Source organism: Paraburkholderia silviterrae (assembly GCF_004353915.1).
GTDB lineage: Bacteria > Pseudomonadota > Gammaproteobacteria > Burkholderiales > Burkholderiaceae > Paraburkholderia > Paraburkholderia silviterrae.
Window position 1 is genome coordinate 71,646 of the sequence record NZ_SMRP01000015.1, and the last position, 13,919, is coordinate 85,564.

At 65.5% G+C, this 13,919-nt stretch carries 11 protein-coding genes; 10 read left to right on the forward strand and 1 reads right to left on the reverse strand.

Going from position 1 to position 13,919, the window contains the following annotated elements:
- The first annotated feature begins 12 nt into the window (after window positions 1-12).
- From EYW47_RS25545 to EYW47_RS25580, 8 genes are all read left to right on the forward strand, one after another.
- Window positions 13-1,146: a CaiB/BaiF CoA transferase family protein gene (locus EYW47_RS25545; protein WP_133197625.1), complete on the forward strand. Its 1,134-nt coding sequence runs from the start codon at window positions 13-15 to the stop codon at window positions 1,144-1,146.
- Complete coding sequence (locus tag EYW47_RS25550) at window positions 1,139-1,954, forward strand: enoyl-CoA hydratase/isomerase family protein (RefSeq protein ID WP_133197626.1); 816 nt, start codon at window positions 1,139-1,141, stop codon at window positions 1,952-1,954. The genes EYW47_RS25545 and EYW47_RS25550 overlap by 8 nt, the downstream gene beginning before the upstream one ends.
- A 197-nt stretch (window positions 1,955-2,151) precedes the next feature.
- Complete coding sequence (locus EYW47_RS25555; protein ID WP_133197627.1) at window positions 2,152-3,060, forward strand: SDR family NAD(P)-dependent oxidoreductase; 909 nt, start codon at window positions 2,152-2,154, stop codon at window positions 3,058-3,060.
- A gap of 200 nt (window positions 3,061-3,260) precedes the next feature.
- Window positions 3,261-4,829: a class I adenylate-forming enzyme family protein gene (locus EYW47_RS25560; RefSeq protein WP_133197628.1), complete on the forward strand. Its 1,569-nt coding sequence runs from the start codon at window positions 3,261-3,263 to the stop codon at window positions 4,827-4,829.
- Window positions 4,830-5,189: 360 nt separating this feature from the next.
- Complete coding sequence (locus EYW47_RS25565) at window positions 5,190-6,962, forward strand: DUF1302 domain-containing protein (RefSeq protein ID WP_133197629.1); 1,773 nt, start codon at window positions 5,190-5,192, stop codon at window positions 6,960-6,962.
- 27 nt (window positions 6,963-6,989) lie between these two features.
- Complete coding sequence (locus tag EYW47_RS25570) at window positions 6,990-8,363, forward strand: DUF1329 domain-containing protein (RefSeq protein WP_133197630.1); 1,374 nt, start codon at window positions 6,990-6,992, stop codon at window positions 8,361-8,363.
- A 99-nt stretch (window positions 8,364-8,462) separates the two neighbouring features.
- On the forward strand, window positions 8,463-9,617 hold the full coding sequence (locus EYW47_RS25575; protein WP_133197631.1) for a YCF48-related protein: 1,155 nt from the start codon (window positions 8,463-8,465) through the stop codon (window positions 9,615-9,617).
- A 31-nt stretch (window positions 9,618-9,648) separates the two neighbouring features.
- A complete protein-coding gene (locus tag EYW47_RS25580) occupies window positions 9,649-12,075 on the forward strand; it encodes an efflux RND transporter permease subunit (RefSeq protein ID WP_133197632.1) in 2,427 nt (808 codons plus the stop codon).
- 93 nt (window positions 12,076-12,168) lie between these two features.
- Here EYW47_RS25580 and EYW47_RS42475 read toward each other — a convergent pair whose 3' ends face one another.
- A complete protein-coding gene (locus EYW47_RS42475) occupies window positions 12,169-12,291 on the reverse strand; it encodes a hypothetical protein (RefSeq protein ID WP_276322962.1) in 123 nt (40 codons plus the stop codon).
- 484 nt (window positions 12,292-12,775) lie between these two features.
- Here EYW47_RS42475 and EYW47_RS25585 point away from each other — a divergent pair, with 484 nt between their 5' ends.
- Both EYW47_RS25585 and EYW47_RS42045 read left to right on the forward strand, forming a co-directional pair.
- The gene (locus tag EYW47_RS25585; protein ID WP_240763913.1) at window positions 12,776-13,078 is read left to right on the forward strand and encodes a hypothetical protein; all 303 of its coding nucleotides are present in this window, start codon (window positions 12,776-12,778) and stop codon (window positions 13,076-13,078) included.
- A gap of 79 nt (window positions 13,079-13,157) precedes the next feature.
- The coding region (locus EYW47_RS42045; RefSeq protein WP_276322961.1) for an NAD(P)/FAD-dependent oxidoreductase at window positions 13,158-13,919 on the forward strand (762 nt) is incomplete at its 3' end.

A 13,919-nucleotide genomic window follows, 5' to 3' on the forward strand; every position in this document is an offset into this window, starting at 1 on the left:
AGGGAGGACACCATGGTTTCGAATCGAAGCGGTCCGTTGCAGGGGCTGCGCATTCTGGAGATTGCCGGGCTGGGGCCCGCGCCCGTTGCCGCGATGCTGCTGGCCGATCTTGGCGCCGACGTCGTGCTGGTCGACCGCAAGACGCCCGGCGCCGAAGATCTCGATATTGGCCGGCACGCTATCCAGAATCGCGGCAAGCGCTCGATTGCCGTCGATCTCAAGACGCAGGAGGGCGTGCAGACGGTGCTCGAACTGGTGCAGCACTGCGACGCCATGATCGAAGGGATGCGTCCCGGCGTGATGGAGCGGCTTGGCCTCGGCCCCGATGTCTGTCTCGCGCGCAATCCGAAGCTCGTGTATGGCCGCATGACCGGCTGGGGGCAGGACGGGCCGCTCGCGCAGGCGGCGGGCCATGACCTGAACTACGTCGCGCTGTCGGGCGCCTTGTGGTGGTCCGGCCAGCCCGGCGAAGCGCCGATGCCGCCGCCGAGCCTCGTGGGCGACATCGGCGGCGGCGCCCTGTATCTCGTGGTCGGGCTGCTCGCCGGCATCATGAGCGCGCGCTCGAAAGGCGAGGGCCAGGGCCGGGGCCAGGTAGTCGATGCGGCAATCGTCGATGGCAGCGCGCACATGCTCAATCTGCTGCTCGGCCTCAAATCGGCCGGGCAGTTCGTGAACGAACGCGGGCGCAGCCTGCTCGACGGCCCGCACTGGTATCGCACCTATCGTTGTGCCGACGGCAACTTCGTTTCGATTGCCGCGGCCGAGCCGCGCTTTAACACGCTGCTGCTGCAAAAACTCGGCCTCACCGACGATCCCGCGCACGCCGCCGCTTACGACCTTCAGGCATGGCCGCAGCTGCATGAACGCTTCGCGGCCCTGTTCGCCACCCGGACGCGCGACGAATGGTGCGCACTGCTCGAAGGCACCGATGCCTGCTTCGCGCCGGTGCTCAATCCGGACGAAGCGGCGGTGCATCCGCACATGGCGGCGCGCGGCGTGTACAGCGTGATCGACGGTGTTCTGCAGGCGAATCCCGCGCCGCGCTTTTCCGGCACGCCGGCGGGGCAACCGGGCGCGGTGGCCTCGCGTGGTGAGGATACCGAATCGATACTGAGGGACTGGTGTGGAGAGAGACATGAGTGAAAACAAGGTGCTATTCGAGAAGGTCGGAAAGACGGCCGTCATCACGCTCAATCGCCCGCAGCGGCGCAATGCGCTCGACGACGAGGCCAAGGCCATGCTCGCCGCGGCCATCGGCACCGCGCGCGAGGATCGTTCGATTGCGTCCGTGGTGCTGACGGGAGCGGGCGGCCACTTCTGCTCGGGCGCGGATCTCGGCGGAGGCGGCGGCGGAGACGAGAAGGGCGAGGCGGGCGAGATGCCGTTTCTCGTGCGCGATGCGCTGCTGGGCGCCCACCGCTGGCATTCGGAGCTGATGGATCTGGAAAAGCCGGTGATCTCCGCCATCGACGGCTACGCGGTTGGCGCGGGGCTATCGCTCGCGCTGGCAGCGGATTTCATCGTCGCGAGCGATCGGGTGCGGCTCGTGTCGAACTTCCCGCGCATCGGCTTCGCGCCCGACCTTGGGCTCATGTATATCCTGCCGCGCCTCGTCGGCCTCGCGCGCGCCAAAGAGATCGTGTTCTCCGCGCGCGACGTGCTGGCAGAAGAAGCGGTGGCGATCGGCCTCGTTCATGCCGTCGTGCCGGCCGAGCGCCTGCGTGAGAGCGCCATCGACTTTGCGCGGCGCTTCGACAACGCGCCGACGCACGTGCTCGGCATGGCCAAGGGCATCATGAACCGCACGTTCGAGACACCGCGGCACGCCATGGTGCAGCTCGAAACGGCGGTGCAGGGCCTGTGCGCGGCGAGCCGCTACAACGCCGAAGCAGTGCGGCGTTTCTTTGCGAAAGAGGCGCCGCTTTATCCCGGCGCGGAGCGGCTGTTCTGAGCGGCCTGCCATCCACAAGGGGAGGGGAAGCGCCGCGCTGCAACGCCGTATCGTGTCACGCAGGCGGCCGGGAGCGCCTGCAACGGCTGGCGCTCGCGCGTTCTGCCAGGTCTTCTGGCGTTATTCAGCAACGGGCGTGCGGGGTTGACTGAGCTCGCACCGCCTTTCATCATCATTCAGGACTTCGAGGCAATACCATGACGATTCGATTTGACGGCCGGGTGGCCATTGTGACGGGCGCGGGCAACGGTCTTGGCCGCATGCATGCGCTGGAGCTGGCCAGGCGCGGCGCCAAAGTGGTGATCAACGACTTCGGCGGCAGCCGCGACGGCCTGGGCGGCTCGTCCGAGGCGGCGCTCGCCGTGGTTGAGGAGATCCGCAAGATTGGCGGCGAGGCCATCGCCAACGGCGCCAACGTCGCCGATTTCGAGCAGGTCACGGCGATGGTCGAAGAGGCCAGGGCGAAGTTCGGCCGCATCGACATTCTCATCAACAATGCGGGCATCCTGCGCGACAAGAGCTTCAGCAAGATGGAAATGGCCGATTTCCGCGCGGTGGTGGACGTGCACCTGATGGGCTCGGCCTACTGCACGAAGGCCGTGTGGGAGATCATGCGCGAGCAGAACTACGGCCGCGTGCTGATGACGACGTCGGCGGCGGGCCTCTTCGGCAACTTCGGCCAGGCCAACTACGGCGCGGCGAAGATGGCCGTGGTGGGCCTCATGAACATGCTGGCCATCGAAGGCAAGAAGAACGACATCCGCGTGAATACCCTGGCGCCAATGGCGGCCACGCGCATGACCGAAGACATCCTGCCCGAAGCCATCCTCAAGGCCACGGGCCCGGAGCAGGTGACGCCGGGCGCGCTCTTTCTCGTGAGCGAAAACGCGCCGAACAAGGTGGTGCTGGGCGCGAGCGGCGGCGCGTTCTCCGCCGTGCGCTTCGTGGAGACGGCGCCTGTCGTCATTCCGGCCGGCGCGGTTTCGCCTGAAGCCGTGGAGGCGCATTTCGGGCAGATCGAGGACTGGAGCACGTCGGCCTATCGCGACGACGCGAATCAGCAGGTGCATGCTTTCGTGACCGCGATGCAGCGCGCCGCCGCGTAAGCGGGCGGTTTGCTTCAGCAGGACCGGGTGGCGGCCTCGACGCTTGCGTCCTGGCGCAGGCGCACCGAGGGAACTCGCGCGGCAGCAGGCCCGGCGCGCGTGGGCTATCCTGTCTTCCCGGTCCGACAAGAAAGGGGCGCCGGCCGGTGCCATATTGCGGCGCCTTGCCGGGCCGGCCGGCATGGCCCCAGGAGACAACCGTGAAAACCAACTTTGCCCGCCTGTTCGGCAATCTCGTCCTGCGCTTCGGGGACCGGGAGGCGCTCGTCAACATCGAGCGCAATCGCCGCTATACCTACCGCGAGTTCCATTCGCTGACCAACCGCATCGTGAACATGATGCGCGATCGCCTCGCGCTTGGGCGAGGCGACATCTGGCTGTGCCTGCTCGAAAACGACAACATGGCCCTGCTGCACTTCTGGACCGCATTGAAGGGCGAGGCCGCAGGCGCATACACCAATTTCCGCGATTCGTTCGAGGAGCACTGCCGCCAGGCCGAGTACATCCGGCCGAAGGTGGTCTTTGTCGAGACCGCGCTGCTGGAGCGCTACTTCGAGCCGCTGCGCGCGCTCGGCGCCACCGTGGTGTGCATGGACCCGCCGCCGGTGCAGCGCGAGGGGCTGCACTATTTCTGGGACCTGCTCGAAGGCGTGCCCGATCATGATCCCGGCGTCGAAAGCGACGCCGAGCACGATATTCTCGTGTACCGCTTCACCGGCGGCACGACGGGCGCCGGCAAGTGCGCCCAGTATTCGATGGACAACTGGCTCGCCTGCCGGGACACGATGTTCATGGAAGCCGACCAGTGGCAGCTTCCCGACACGCGCATGCTGCACATGGCGCCCATCAGCCATGGCTCGGGGTTCGGCGTCCTCTCCACGCTGTTCCGGGGCGGTTGCACCGTCACGCAGAACCTGCCCGACCTCGCGCTGATGTGCAGGAACATCGAGGCCGAGAAGATCACGATGACCCTGCTGCTGCCGACGCTGATCTACCGCCTGCTGGAAATGCCCGAGGCCGCGCGCTTCGATCTTTCCTCGCTGCGCACCATCGCCTACGGCGGCGCGCCGATGAGCCCGGCGAAGCTGAGGCTCGCGCAGCAGCGCTTCGGCAATATCTTCATGCAGTTCTACGGCGCGACCGAAAGCCTGCAGTCCGTGGGCATTCTCGGCAAAGCCGACCATTTGAGCGCGACGGACAAGCAGCTCGGATCCGCGGGGCGCCTGCAGCCCGGCGTGGAAGTGAGGTTCGTGGGCGAGAACGGCACGGATCAGCCGCCCGGCTCGATCGGCGAGATCTGGGTACGAAGCCGCGGCGTTATTTCGGGCTACTACCGGAACCCGGAGGCAACGGCGGCGGAGTTCGAGGATGGCTTCTGGAAATCGGGTGATCTCGGCTATGTCGACGAACAGGGGTTCGTCTATCTCGTCGACCGCAAGAAGGACATGATCATCACGGGCGGATTCAACGTCTATGCGGTCGAAGTGGAAGCGGCGCTCAGTGCGCATCCGGCCGTGTCGATGGCGGCTGCCGTCGGCGTTCCGCATGAGGAATGGGGCGAGGCCGTGCACGCCGAAGTCAGGCTCAAGGAGGGCGAGCAGGTCAGCGCCGAAGCGCTGATCGAATTCGTCAAGGCAAAGCTTGGGCGATTCAAGGCGCCCAAGTCGATCGTGTTCGTCGATGCGCTGCCGATCAGCGTGGTCGGCAAGGTCCTGCGCCGCCAGGTGCGGGAGAAGTACTGGCAAGGCAAGGACCGCAGCATCGGGTAACGCTGCGCAGGCACGCCGGCGGAGCACCCCAGGCCCGCATCAACCGTCGCTCGAAAGGCGGCGGTTGACGCGGGCTTTTTTCGTTCGGACGTAGCGCGCGCATGGCCGCGAACCGCCGCGCGAGCGCGGGCGTGGATGTGCGTGTGAAGGTGCGTGGAAACACAGGGATAGTCCCCATCCCCTCCATACCCCCTCCTTTTTTACGGGGGAAGAGTCGTGCTGGCCGGTGCTAACTTGGCCCTGGCTTAGCGGTGTCATCGGGATGTGCAACACGTTCTATTCATCGTCGAGGCGTCACTCCTCATCCCGCAGGCGCTCGTAGTCGATTCAGCTTCAAATAAAAATCAAGGAGACGAGGAGATGTTGCGCAAGAACCGGAAAGACCGCAGGCCCATAGCCCTGCCGCGCCTCACGGCGCTCGCCAGCTTGCTGGCGGCCATGATGCCGCTCCAGGCCCATGCGTTCAAGTTCGACACCGGCATGTCCGGCTGGGACGTCAACTGGGACAACACGGTCAGCTATAACCTCGGCATGCGCGCCGAGGGCGTCGATCCCAAGATCGGCAATAACCCGAATTTCGACGACGGCGACTACAAGTTCAGCCACGCGGGCGACATCATCACGAACCGCCTCTCGATCCTCACCGAGTTCACGGCCTCCTACAACGACTACGTGGGTTTTCGGCTGTCGGCCTCGGCGTGGAAGGACTTCGCGTACGGCAGCGGCGACGCGACCAACCCGGGCGTCTACGCGCCGGGCATCACCTATCAGTCGCTGCGGGCCTATCCGAACGGCACCTACGGCTCATTCACGAACCGCTACTACGTGCAGGGCGCCCAGCTGCTCGACGGCTTCGCGTTCTACAACACGAGCGTCGCCGGCCATGCGATCTACCTGAAGGCCGGTCAGTTCACCGAATACTGGGGCAACTCGCTGCTCTCGCCGACTCAGGGCATTTCCTACGCGCAGAGCGCGACGGACGGCATCAAGGCATTCAACTCGCCGGGCACGACAACGAAGGAATTGCTGCTGCCGCGTCCGCAGATCAGCATGACCGCGCAGGTCACGCCGCAGATCTCGGTATCGGGCCAGTACGAGCTGGGCTGGATGTACAACCGGCTGCCGACCGGCGGGACCTATATCGAAGCCAACGACGCGCTCGCGCAAGGGCCTTCGGGGCTCTTCATCACGACCCTGCCGGGCGTGGTGCGTCCGCTGCTCGGGATGCCGCCCGGCGGTGCGTTCGGCTATGTCGTGCCGCAGGGCAATGCCATCACGCCGCCGCAGGTCGACAACAACTTCGGCCTCAAGCTCGGCTGGACGCCGCAGTTCATGCAAGGCGACATGAACTTCTACTTCCGGCGCCTGGACGAAACCCAGCCGTGGGTGCTCGCGAACTGGAAGGCCATTCCCGCGCTGCACACGGCCCTGCCGACCGACTATCACCTTGCCTACAACCGCGGCGTCCAGCTGTTCGGCTACAGCCTCGATACGACGCTTGGCGACGTGAGCGTGGGCTTCGAAGCTTCGTACCGGCACAACACCGCGCTCAATACCGCGCTGAGCCCGGCCATCGCGAACCAGACCGAAGGCGCGAAGGGCAACGTCCTGAACATCGTGACGAACGCGATCATTCCGCTTTCTAAAACGCCATTCTGGCAAACCGGTTCGCTCACCGCGGAAATCGGCTACACGCATCTGCTGTCCGTCACGCAGAACGCGCAGCTCTACAACGGCGTCGGCTATGCGGGATGCCCGAGCAACGACAAGTGGAACGGCTGCTCGACGAAGGATTACGTAGGCTTTGGCGTCGTGTTCCAGCCGCAATGGCTGCAGGTCTTTCCGGGTATCGACCTGAGCATGCCCACCTCGGTCACGGGCGGCATCTGGGGCACCAATCCGATCAACCCCGGTTCGGCAGGCGGCGCCCAGGGCTTCTTCCAGTACTCGATCGGCGTGCAGGCGCTCATTCGCCAACGGGCGACGCTCACGCTTTCCTATATCGGCTACCACGCGCACGTGAACACCACGGCGGTCACGCCGTCCGGCCTGCCGTACGCCAACACGGGCAACGGCCTGATCGACCTGAACGACCGCCCCTGGGTGTCGCTCGCCTTCCAGTCCTCGTTCTGAGGCACAACACATACAGGAGACAAGCTCATGAAACTTCTGCTTCAACTGGCCGCGGCAGGCCTCGTGACGTGGCATGCCGCCGGTGCGCTGGCCGCGGTCTCGGCCGACGAGGCCAAACAACTGGGCACCACGCTCACGGAATTCGGCGCGCAAAAGGCGGGCAGCGCGGACGGTGCGATTCCCGCGTATACCGGCGGCCTCACGACGCCGCCCGCGGACTATGTGCCGAACAGCGGCAAGTGGCCCGACCCGTACAAGGACGAAAAGCCGCTCTTCGCGGTGACGCCCGGCAACATGGGGCAATACGCGGACCAGCTCACGCCGGGCGTGCAGGCGCTGCTCAAGCGCTTCCCCGACTACCGCCTCGATGTCTATCCGACCCATCGTTCGGTCTACTACCCGAAATGGGTGATCGACAACACGCTGAAGAACGCCACGAGCGCCCATCTCGTCGGCAAGATCGAAGGCGACGGCGTGGAGGGCGCTTTTGGCGGCATTCCGTTTCCGGTTCCGAAAAACGGCTATGAAGTCGTGTGGAACGCGCTGCTCAACTACCGGCGCACCGAATTCTCGGCCATCAATATGGGCGGCAACCTCATCGACTCCTCGGGTGGGCGCACGGCGCTTCCCGTGCTCAACGTGACGGAGTATCGCCCCTACTACGACCAGAAGTACACGCGCGACACGTTCAAGGGCTCCTACGACCGCGCATGGATCCAGATCCTGACGCCGCCGACGCTCGCGGGCCAGACCGTGCTCGTCGACTACCCCATCAACTACTCGGTTGCCGATCAGAGCACATGGGCCTACTTCCCGGCGCAGCGGCGCACGCGCATGGCGCCCGACTACGAGTACGACACTCCGGCGTCGAGCTATGGCGGCGTGCTCTTCTGGGACGAAGGCAACATGTTCCAGGGACGCATGGACCGCTTCGACTTCAAGCTGATCGGCGTGAAGGAGATGATCGTTCCGTACAACAACTTCCGTCTGTCCCAGCTCCCGGTGGATGACGTGCTCGGGCCGAAGCACATCAAGCCGGACGTGGTGCGCTGGGAGCGCCATCGCGTCTGGGTTGTCGAGGCCACCTTGAAGCCCGATGCGCGGCATGCCTATGAGAAGCGCACCCTGTACGTCGACGAGGACGGCTGGACCTTCGTGGAGGCGGACGGCTACGGGCATGACGGCAAGCTGTGGCGCGTGGGGCTGAACTACCATTTCCCGCTCTACGACGGTGGCGGCGTCTACGCATTCACCTACGGTTTCTATGACCTCGAGAAAGGAAACTACTTCCTCACCTGGACGACGGGCCAGAACGGCGCGCCCTTGTTGCGTATCTCCGACCACCTGAGCAAGCCGAACCTGTTCACGCCTGCCGGCATGGCCGGTACGGGCTTGCGTTGACGCCAGGCGCGTCACTTCAGCATGGGGCCGCGGCCTTGCCGGCATCCTGCCGGCAGGCATCGCGCGGTCCCTTTTGCATAGCCCCGATCGAGGTACACGATGCTTCATGACAGATACACGGGGAGAGCGGCGCGCGCTGCCTTCGTCTGGATCGCGCTGGCGAGCGCAGGCGCAGCTGCGTTCGCCCAGGCGGGAGAGGGGAGCGGCACGGCTTCTCATGCGCCTGCCGCTGCGCCCAAAGACCCGTTCGTCGATCCACTCGACGCGCCTGCGCTGATGGTCCCGCGCGTCGCGGGGCGGCCCGTGATGGCCGTCGCGCGCGCCGGGACGCGCCTCGTTGCCGTGGGCATGCGCGGACTGATCGCCGTTTCCGACGACGAGGGCAAGACGTGGACCCAGGTGGGCGCACCCGTACGCAGCGACCTGCTGGCACTCGCTTTCCCGAACGCAACGGACGGCTGGATAGTCGGCCACGACGGCGTGGTGCTGCACACGGCCGACGGCGGCCGCACGTGGGCGCGGCAGCTCGATGGCCGCATGGCGGCCGTGACGCTCGCGGCGTACTACAAGCAGAAAATCGCCGCCGGCGACACGGCGCTACAGCCGTTTCTCGACCAGTTGATGCTCAACTACCGGGCAGGTCCTTCGCTACCGCTCTTGAGCGTGGCGTTTCGCGACGCCAGTCACGGCATGGCCGTTGGACCGTTCGGCATGGCGATCGCAACGGACGATGGCGGCAGGACATGGCGGCCGATACTCGAACGCTTCGACAATCCGCAGTTCCTGCATCTGAATGGCGTATTCGGGTACGGCGGCGAAATCTATGTGGCGGCCGAGCAGGGCACCGTGTTCCGGCTCGACGCTGCGAGCGGAAGATTCCTCGCGATCAAGACCGGCTATGCGGGCAGCTTCTTTGGAGTGACGGGAGACGAGCACGCGCTGTTCGCCTTCGGGCTGCGCGGCACGATCTACAGGAGTACGGATCATGGCGCGACGTGGGCGCGCACGCCCAGCCCGCTGCACGGCGCGGTGACGGGTGCGTCGCCGGTTGCGCCGCCTCTCGCGTCGAACCACGCATTCGTGTTCGTCACGGCGGCCGGGGAAGCGGCGTTGTACGACGAACGCGAGGACCGCTACAGGCTGCTCGATGTCGGGCACCCGTCCGTGCTGACGGGCGTGCTTTCGCTGAACGACGGCGCGCTTGCCGTCACGTCGCTGGCCGGCCCGGCCGTGGCCTGCGCCTCCGCGCATTAACCATGATTGCACACGTAAAGAGAGCATCGGTATGAATCCCCATTCGGAGCGTGTCGACCCGAACCCGGTCGTGCAGAAAAGAGAGGATTTCGAGTCGACCTCGGGATCCCGGCTGGAGCGGCTGATTTTCAATCATCGGCTGTGGATCGTGGCGGTTTGCGTTCTCATGACTGCGTTCTTAGGTTTTCAGGCTGCGAAGTCGAATGTCAGCGCAAGCTATGAACGCATGATGCCGTTGTCGAGCCCGTTCATCCGCAACTACCTGGCCAATGTCGATTCGTTGCGCTCGCTCGGCAATTCGGTGAGAGTGGTGGTCGAGAGCCGCAAGGGCACGATCTACGACCCGCATTACCTGAAAATCCTGCGCGAGGTGAACGACCGCATCTATCTGGTGCGGGGTGTGGACCGGGCCTTCGTAAAGTCCTTGTGGATGCCCGTCGTGCGCTGGACCGAGGTGACGGAAAGCGGCTTTCAAGGCGGCCCCGTCATGCCCGACAACTATGACGGCTCCAGCGCGAGCATTGCGCAACTGCGGCAGAACGTGGCGCGCGCGGGTATCGTAGGGTCGCTCGTGGGCGACGATCTGCGTTCGAGCACGATCTTCGTGCCGCTGCTCGATCACTACGCCGACACGGGCAAGCCGCTCGACGCCCGCGCCGTGCACGACGCGATCGAGCGGATCCGCCACGACTACGCGCATGACGGCATCGACATTCACGTGATTGGCTTCGCGCAGCTCGTGGGCGACCTGATCCACGGGCTCATGAAGGTGGCGCTCTATTTCGCGGCCGCAGCGGCGATTGCGGCAGCGGTGATCTACGGCTACACGCGCTGCGCGCGCAGCACCGCGCTCGTGATCAGTTGCTCGCTCGCGGCCGTCGTCTGGCAGCTCGGCATCGTGCATCTGCTGGGCATCGACCTCGATCCCTATTCGATTCTGGTGCCCTTCCTGATCTTCGCGATCGGCGTTTCGCACGGCGCGCAGAAGATGAACGGCATCACGCAGGATGTCGGGCGCGGCACGCATCGATACGTGGCGGCGCGCTACACGTTCCGGCGCCTGTTCCTCGCCGGGTTGACCGCGCTGCTGGCCGATGCCGTCGGCTTTGCCGTGCTCATGCTCATCGATATTCCGGTGATTCGCGGGCTCGCGGTGGCCGCGAGCGTGGGCGTGGCGGTGCTGATCTTCACGAACCTGGTTTTTCTGCCGGTAATGCTCTCCTATACGGGGGTGAGCGCGGGCGCCGCGGCGCGCAGTCTGCGCACGCGCGAGCGGCATACGCTGGCGGCGTTGCTCGTGCCGTTCACGCGGCGCAAGCCCGCCTGCGCGGCGGTGCTCGTCGCGGGCGTCTTTTGCGCCGGCGGCCTGCTCGTGGCCCAGCATCTGCAGATCGGCGACCTCGACCCGGGTGCGCCCGAGCTGCGGGCGAACTCGCGCTACAACCTGGACAACGCCTATGTGACGAGCCACTACGGGCTCTCGACCGACCAGTTCGCGGTGATCGTGAAGACACCGCCCGGCGGCATGGCCAGCTACGAGACGCTGATGGAAATGGACAACCTCGAGCAGGTGCTGCGCAACGTACCCGGTGTGCAGACCACGATGTCGGTCAGCGGGGTGAGCCGCCGCATCACGGCCGCCGACTTCGAGGGCGATCCCCGCTGGATGACGATCAGCCGCGACCCGGCCAATGCGGCGGCTGCCGTCAACGACGCCTATGTCGCGAACCCGGAGATCGTCAACGGGGCCCGCTCGGTGGCGCCGGTCGTCGCGTTCCTCGCCGACCACAAGGCGAAGACGCTGGAGCAGGTCGTCAAGGCCGTCGAGGCCTTCGGCGCGCAGCACGACACGCCTGAGCGCCAGTTCCTGCCCGCTGCGGGCAGCGCAGGCATCGAGGCCGCCACCAACATCGCCGTCGAACAGGCGAACCGCACGATGCTGCTGCTCGTTTATGCAGCCGTGACCGTGCTGTGCTTTCTCACGTTCCGCAACTGGCGCGCGGTCGTGGTCGCGATGGTGCCGCTCGTCATCACGTCGATTCTCTGCGAGGCGCTCATGGTGGTGCTCGGTATCGGCGTCAAGGTGGCCACCTTGCCCGTGACGGCGCTAGGCGTGGGGATTGGCGTGGACTACGCGCTGTATCTCGTCAGCGTTCAACTGACGCTGCAACGCCAGGGGGCATCGCTCGAAACGGCGTATCGCGATGCATTGGGCTTTACTGGCAAGGTGATTGCGTTGATTGGCGTGACGCTCGCGGTTTCGGTGCTCACGTGGGCCTGGTCTCCCATCAAGTTCCAGGCCGACATGGGGGTGCTGCTCACGTTCATGTTCGTGTGGAACATGATAGGAGCGCTCGTGCTGATCCCGGCGCTGTCCCACTTCCTGCTGCGGGAAAAGACGCGCAAAACGGCGAGCCGCAGCGGGGACCTGGTCGAGAATTCCGCCTGCCGGGGTTGAGATTCAGGGGCGTGCGAACGGCCAGAACCTCACCTGTTCGTCTCGCCGTCGGACCGTAGGCCCGGCGACGAGCGTGGCTTCACCCAACGTCGATCACAGCACTCCGAACAGACCCGCCGCGCCCTGGCCACCGCCGATGCACATCTCGCCGGGCTTGCACCGCGCGACGGCAAGGCCGCGGAACAGGCCAAGCGGCTGCAGACCTTTCGCGGCCACCGCTTCGGGCTGCGCTCAGTCGTTGAAGGTTGCGCCCGCATTGGCGCGATAACGGGCTTGGGCGACGCCTCGATCACGCCGATCTCAGTGGCGAGGCTCGGCTCGAGAAAGGCTTTGGGCGCATCGAACTCACGGATATCCGCACCGCCTGAGAATGCCTTCCCCTCGCTTCATGGGAGGCCTGTGCACGCGTTTCCGGCCTGTTGCAGGGTCGCGAAGTGGAAAACGGCACGCGGATGGGGGCGGCTCGATGGGGGCGGCTCATGCGAGCCTGGACGGGGCGCGGGTGTTCGGGTCTCGGAAACGGGGACGGGGCACGGCCCCCCCACCCCCCTACATCGGGTAGGGGCGCTCGCATCAGACGCGGCGTATTCTTCACCCACAACGGGATATCGGCGCGGCTTGCTTCAGGCGCAGGCGTAGCGCGAGCCGACCGGCAGAGCATCGCGGTGTTGGAGTGACGGGGCAGCAGAAGGAGGAGTCGATGAACGGACGGGAAAGATCGTTACGTGTGCTCGCCGAGAAGTGGCTTGGCGAGGAGGGCGCGAAGGCAGCCCGCGTGACGCGCTTCAGTCACAGCGCTCGCAGGCGTTGGCGTTACGTATGCGTCGAGGCGCAGCAGCTTGACGGCGAGTTTTCCATCGTCTTTTTCAGGCACGACGACGGCTCCTGGTGGGTCTTTCCGCCTTCGAGCCCGCGCCCGGTGATGGGCGCGCCGGAGCGCCCGCGCGAGTCGTACGCGAGCCGGTTTGGCACCGGCGTAGTGGCCGCGGACACATTCGCCTGAAGCGCAACAGGCACTGGCTCACGCGGCTCGCGGCGAGTCATCGTTTTGACCAGATACGGGGAGAATCAGGGCAGTGTCAATTCCGACAATCCTTGAAAGCGACTTCGAGAATAGCCGAGAGTCGATGGAATACGACGTGGTGATCGTGGGCGGCGGCCCGGCAGGCCTTTCCGCGGCGATCCGCCTGAAGCAGCTGGCAGCAGAGAAAGGCGTCGAGATCGGCGTTTGCGTGCTGGAGAAAGGCTCGGAGATCGGAGCACATATCCTCTCGGGCGCGGTCATGGACCCGCGCGCCATCGACGAGCTCATTCCCGACTGGAAGGAACAGGGCGCGCCGCTGAACGTGCCCGTTGCCGAAGATCAATTTCTTTTCCTTTGGGAAGGCGGCGCGAAGACCGTGCCCAACTGGGCGCTGCCGGAGAACTTCAAGAACCACGGCAACTATGTGATCAGCCCTGCGAACGTCACGCGCTGGCTGGGCCAGCAGGCCGAGGCGCTGGGCGTGGAAATCTTCCCGGGCTTCCCGGCTGCTGAGGTGCTCTACAACGACGACCGCTCGGTCAAGGGCGTGGCCACCGGCAACATGGGTGTCGGCAAGGACGGCGAGCCCACCGAGAATTTCCAGCTTGGCATGGAGCTGCACGCGAAGTACACGCTGTTTGCGGAGGGCTGTCGCGGCCACCTGGGCCGACAACTGAGCGAGCACTTCAAGCTGGGCAAAGACGCCGACCCGCAGGTCTATGGCATCGGCATCAAGGAACTTTGGGAAATCGATCCGGCGAAGCACAAGCCGGGGCTCGTGATCCACACGGCGGGCTGGCCGCTTGAGAAGGATACCTAC

Excerpts from the sequence above, each read along its gene's own strand:
- EYW47_RS25545 (WP_133197625.1), top strand. The coding sequence starts at position 13 with ATGGTTTCGAATCGAAGCGGTCCGTTGCAGGGGCTGCGCATTCTGGAG.
- EYW47_RS25550 (WP_133197626.1), top strand. The coding sequence starts at position 1,139 with ATGAGTGAAAACAAGGTGCTATTCGAGAAGGTCGGAAAGACGGCCGTC.
- EYW47_RS25555 (WP_133197627.1), top strand. The coding sequence starts at position 2,152 with ATGACGATTCGATTTGACGGCCGGGTGGCCATTGTGACGGGCGCGGGC.
- EYW47_RS25565 (WP_133197629.1), top strand. The coding sequence starts at position 5,190 with ATGTTGCGCAAGAACCGGAAAGACCGCAGGCCCATAGCCCTGCCGCGC.
- EYW47_RS25570 (WP_133197630.1), top strand. The coding sequence starts at position 6,990 with ATGAAACTTCTGCTTCAACTGGCCGCGGCAGGCCTCGTGACGTGGCAT.
- EYW47_RS25575 (WP_133197631.1), top strand. The coding sequence starts at position 8,463 with ATGCTTCATGACAGATACACGGGGAGAGCGGCGCGCGCTGCCTTCGTC.
- EYW47_RS25580 (WP_133197632.1), top strand. The coding sequence starts at position 9,649 with ATGAATCCCCATTCGGAGCGTGTCGACCCGAACCCGGTCGTGCAGAAA.
- EYW47_RS25585 (WP_240763913.1), top strand. The coding sequence starts at position 12,776 with ATGAACGGACGGGAAAGATCGTTACGTGTGCTCGCCGAGAAGTGGCTT.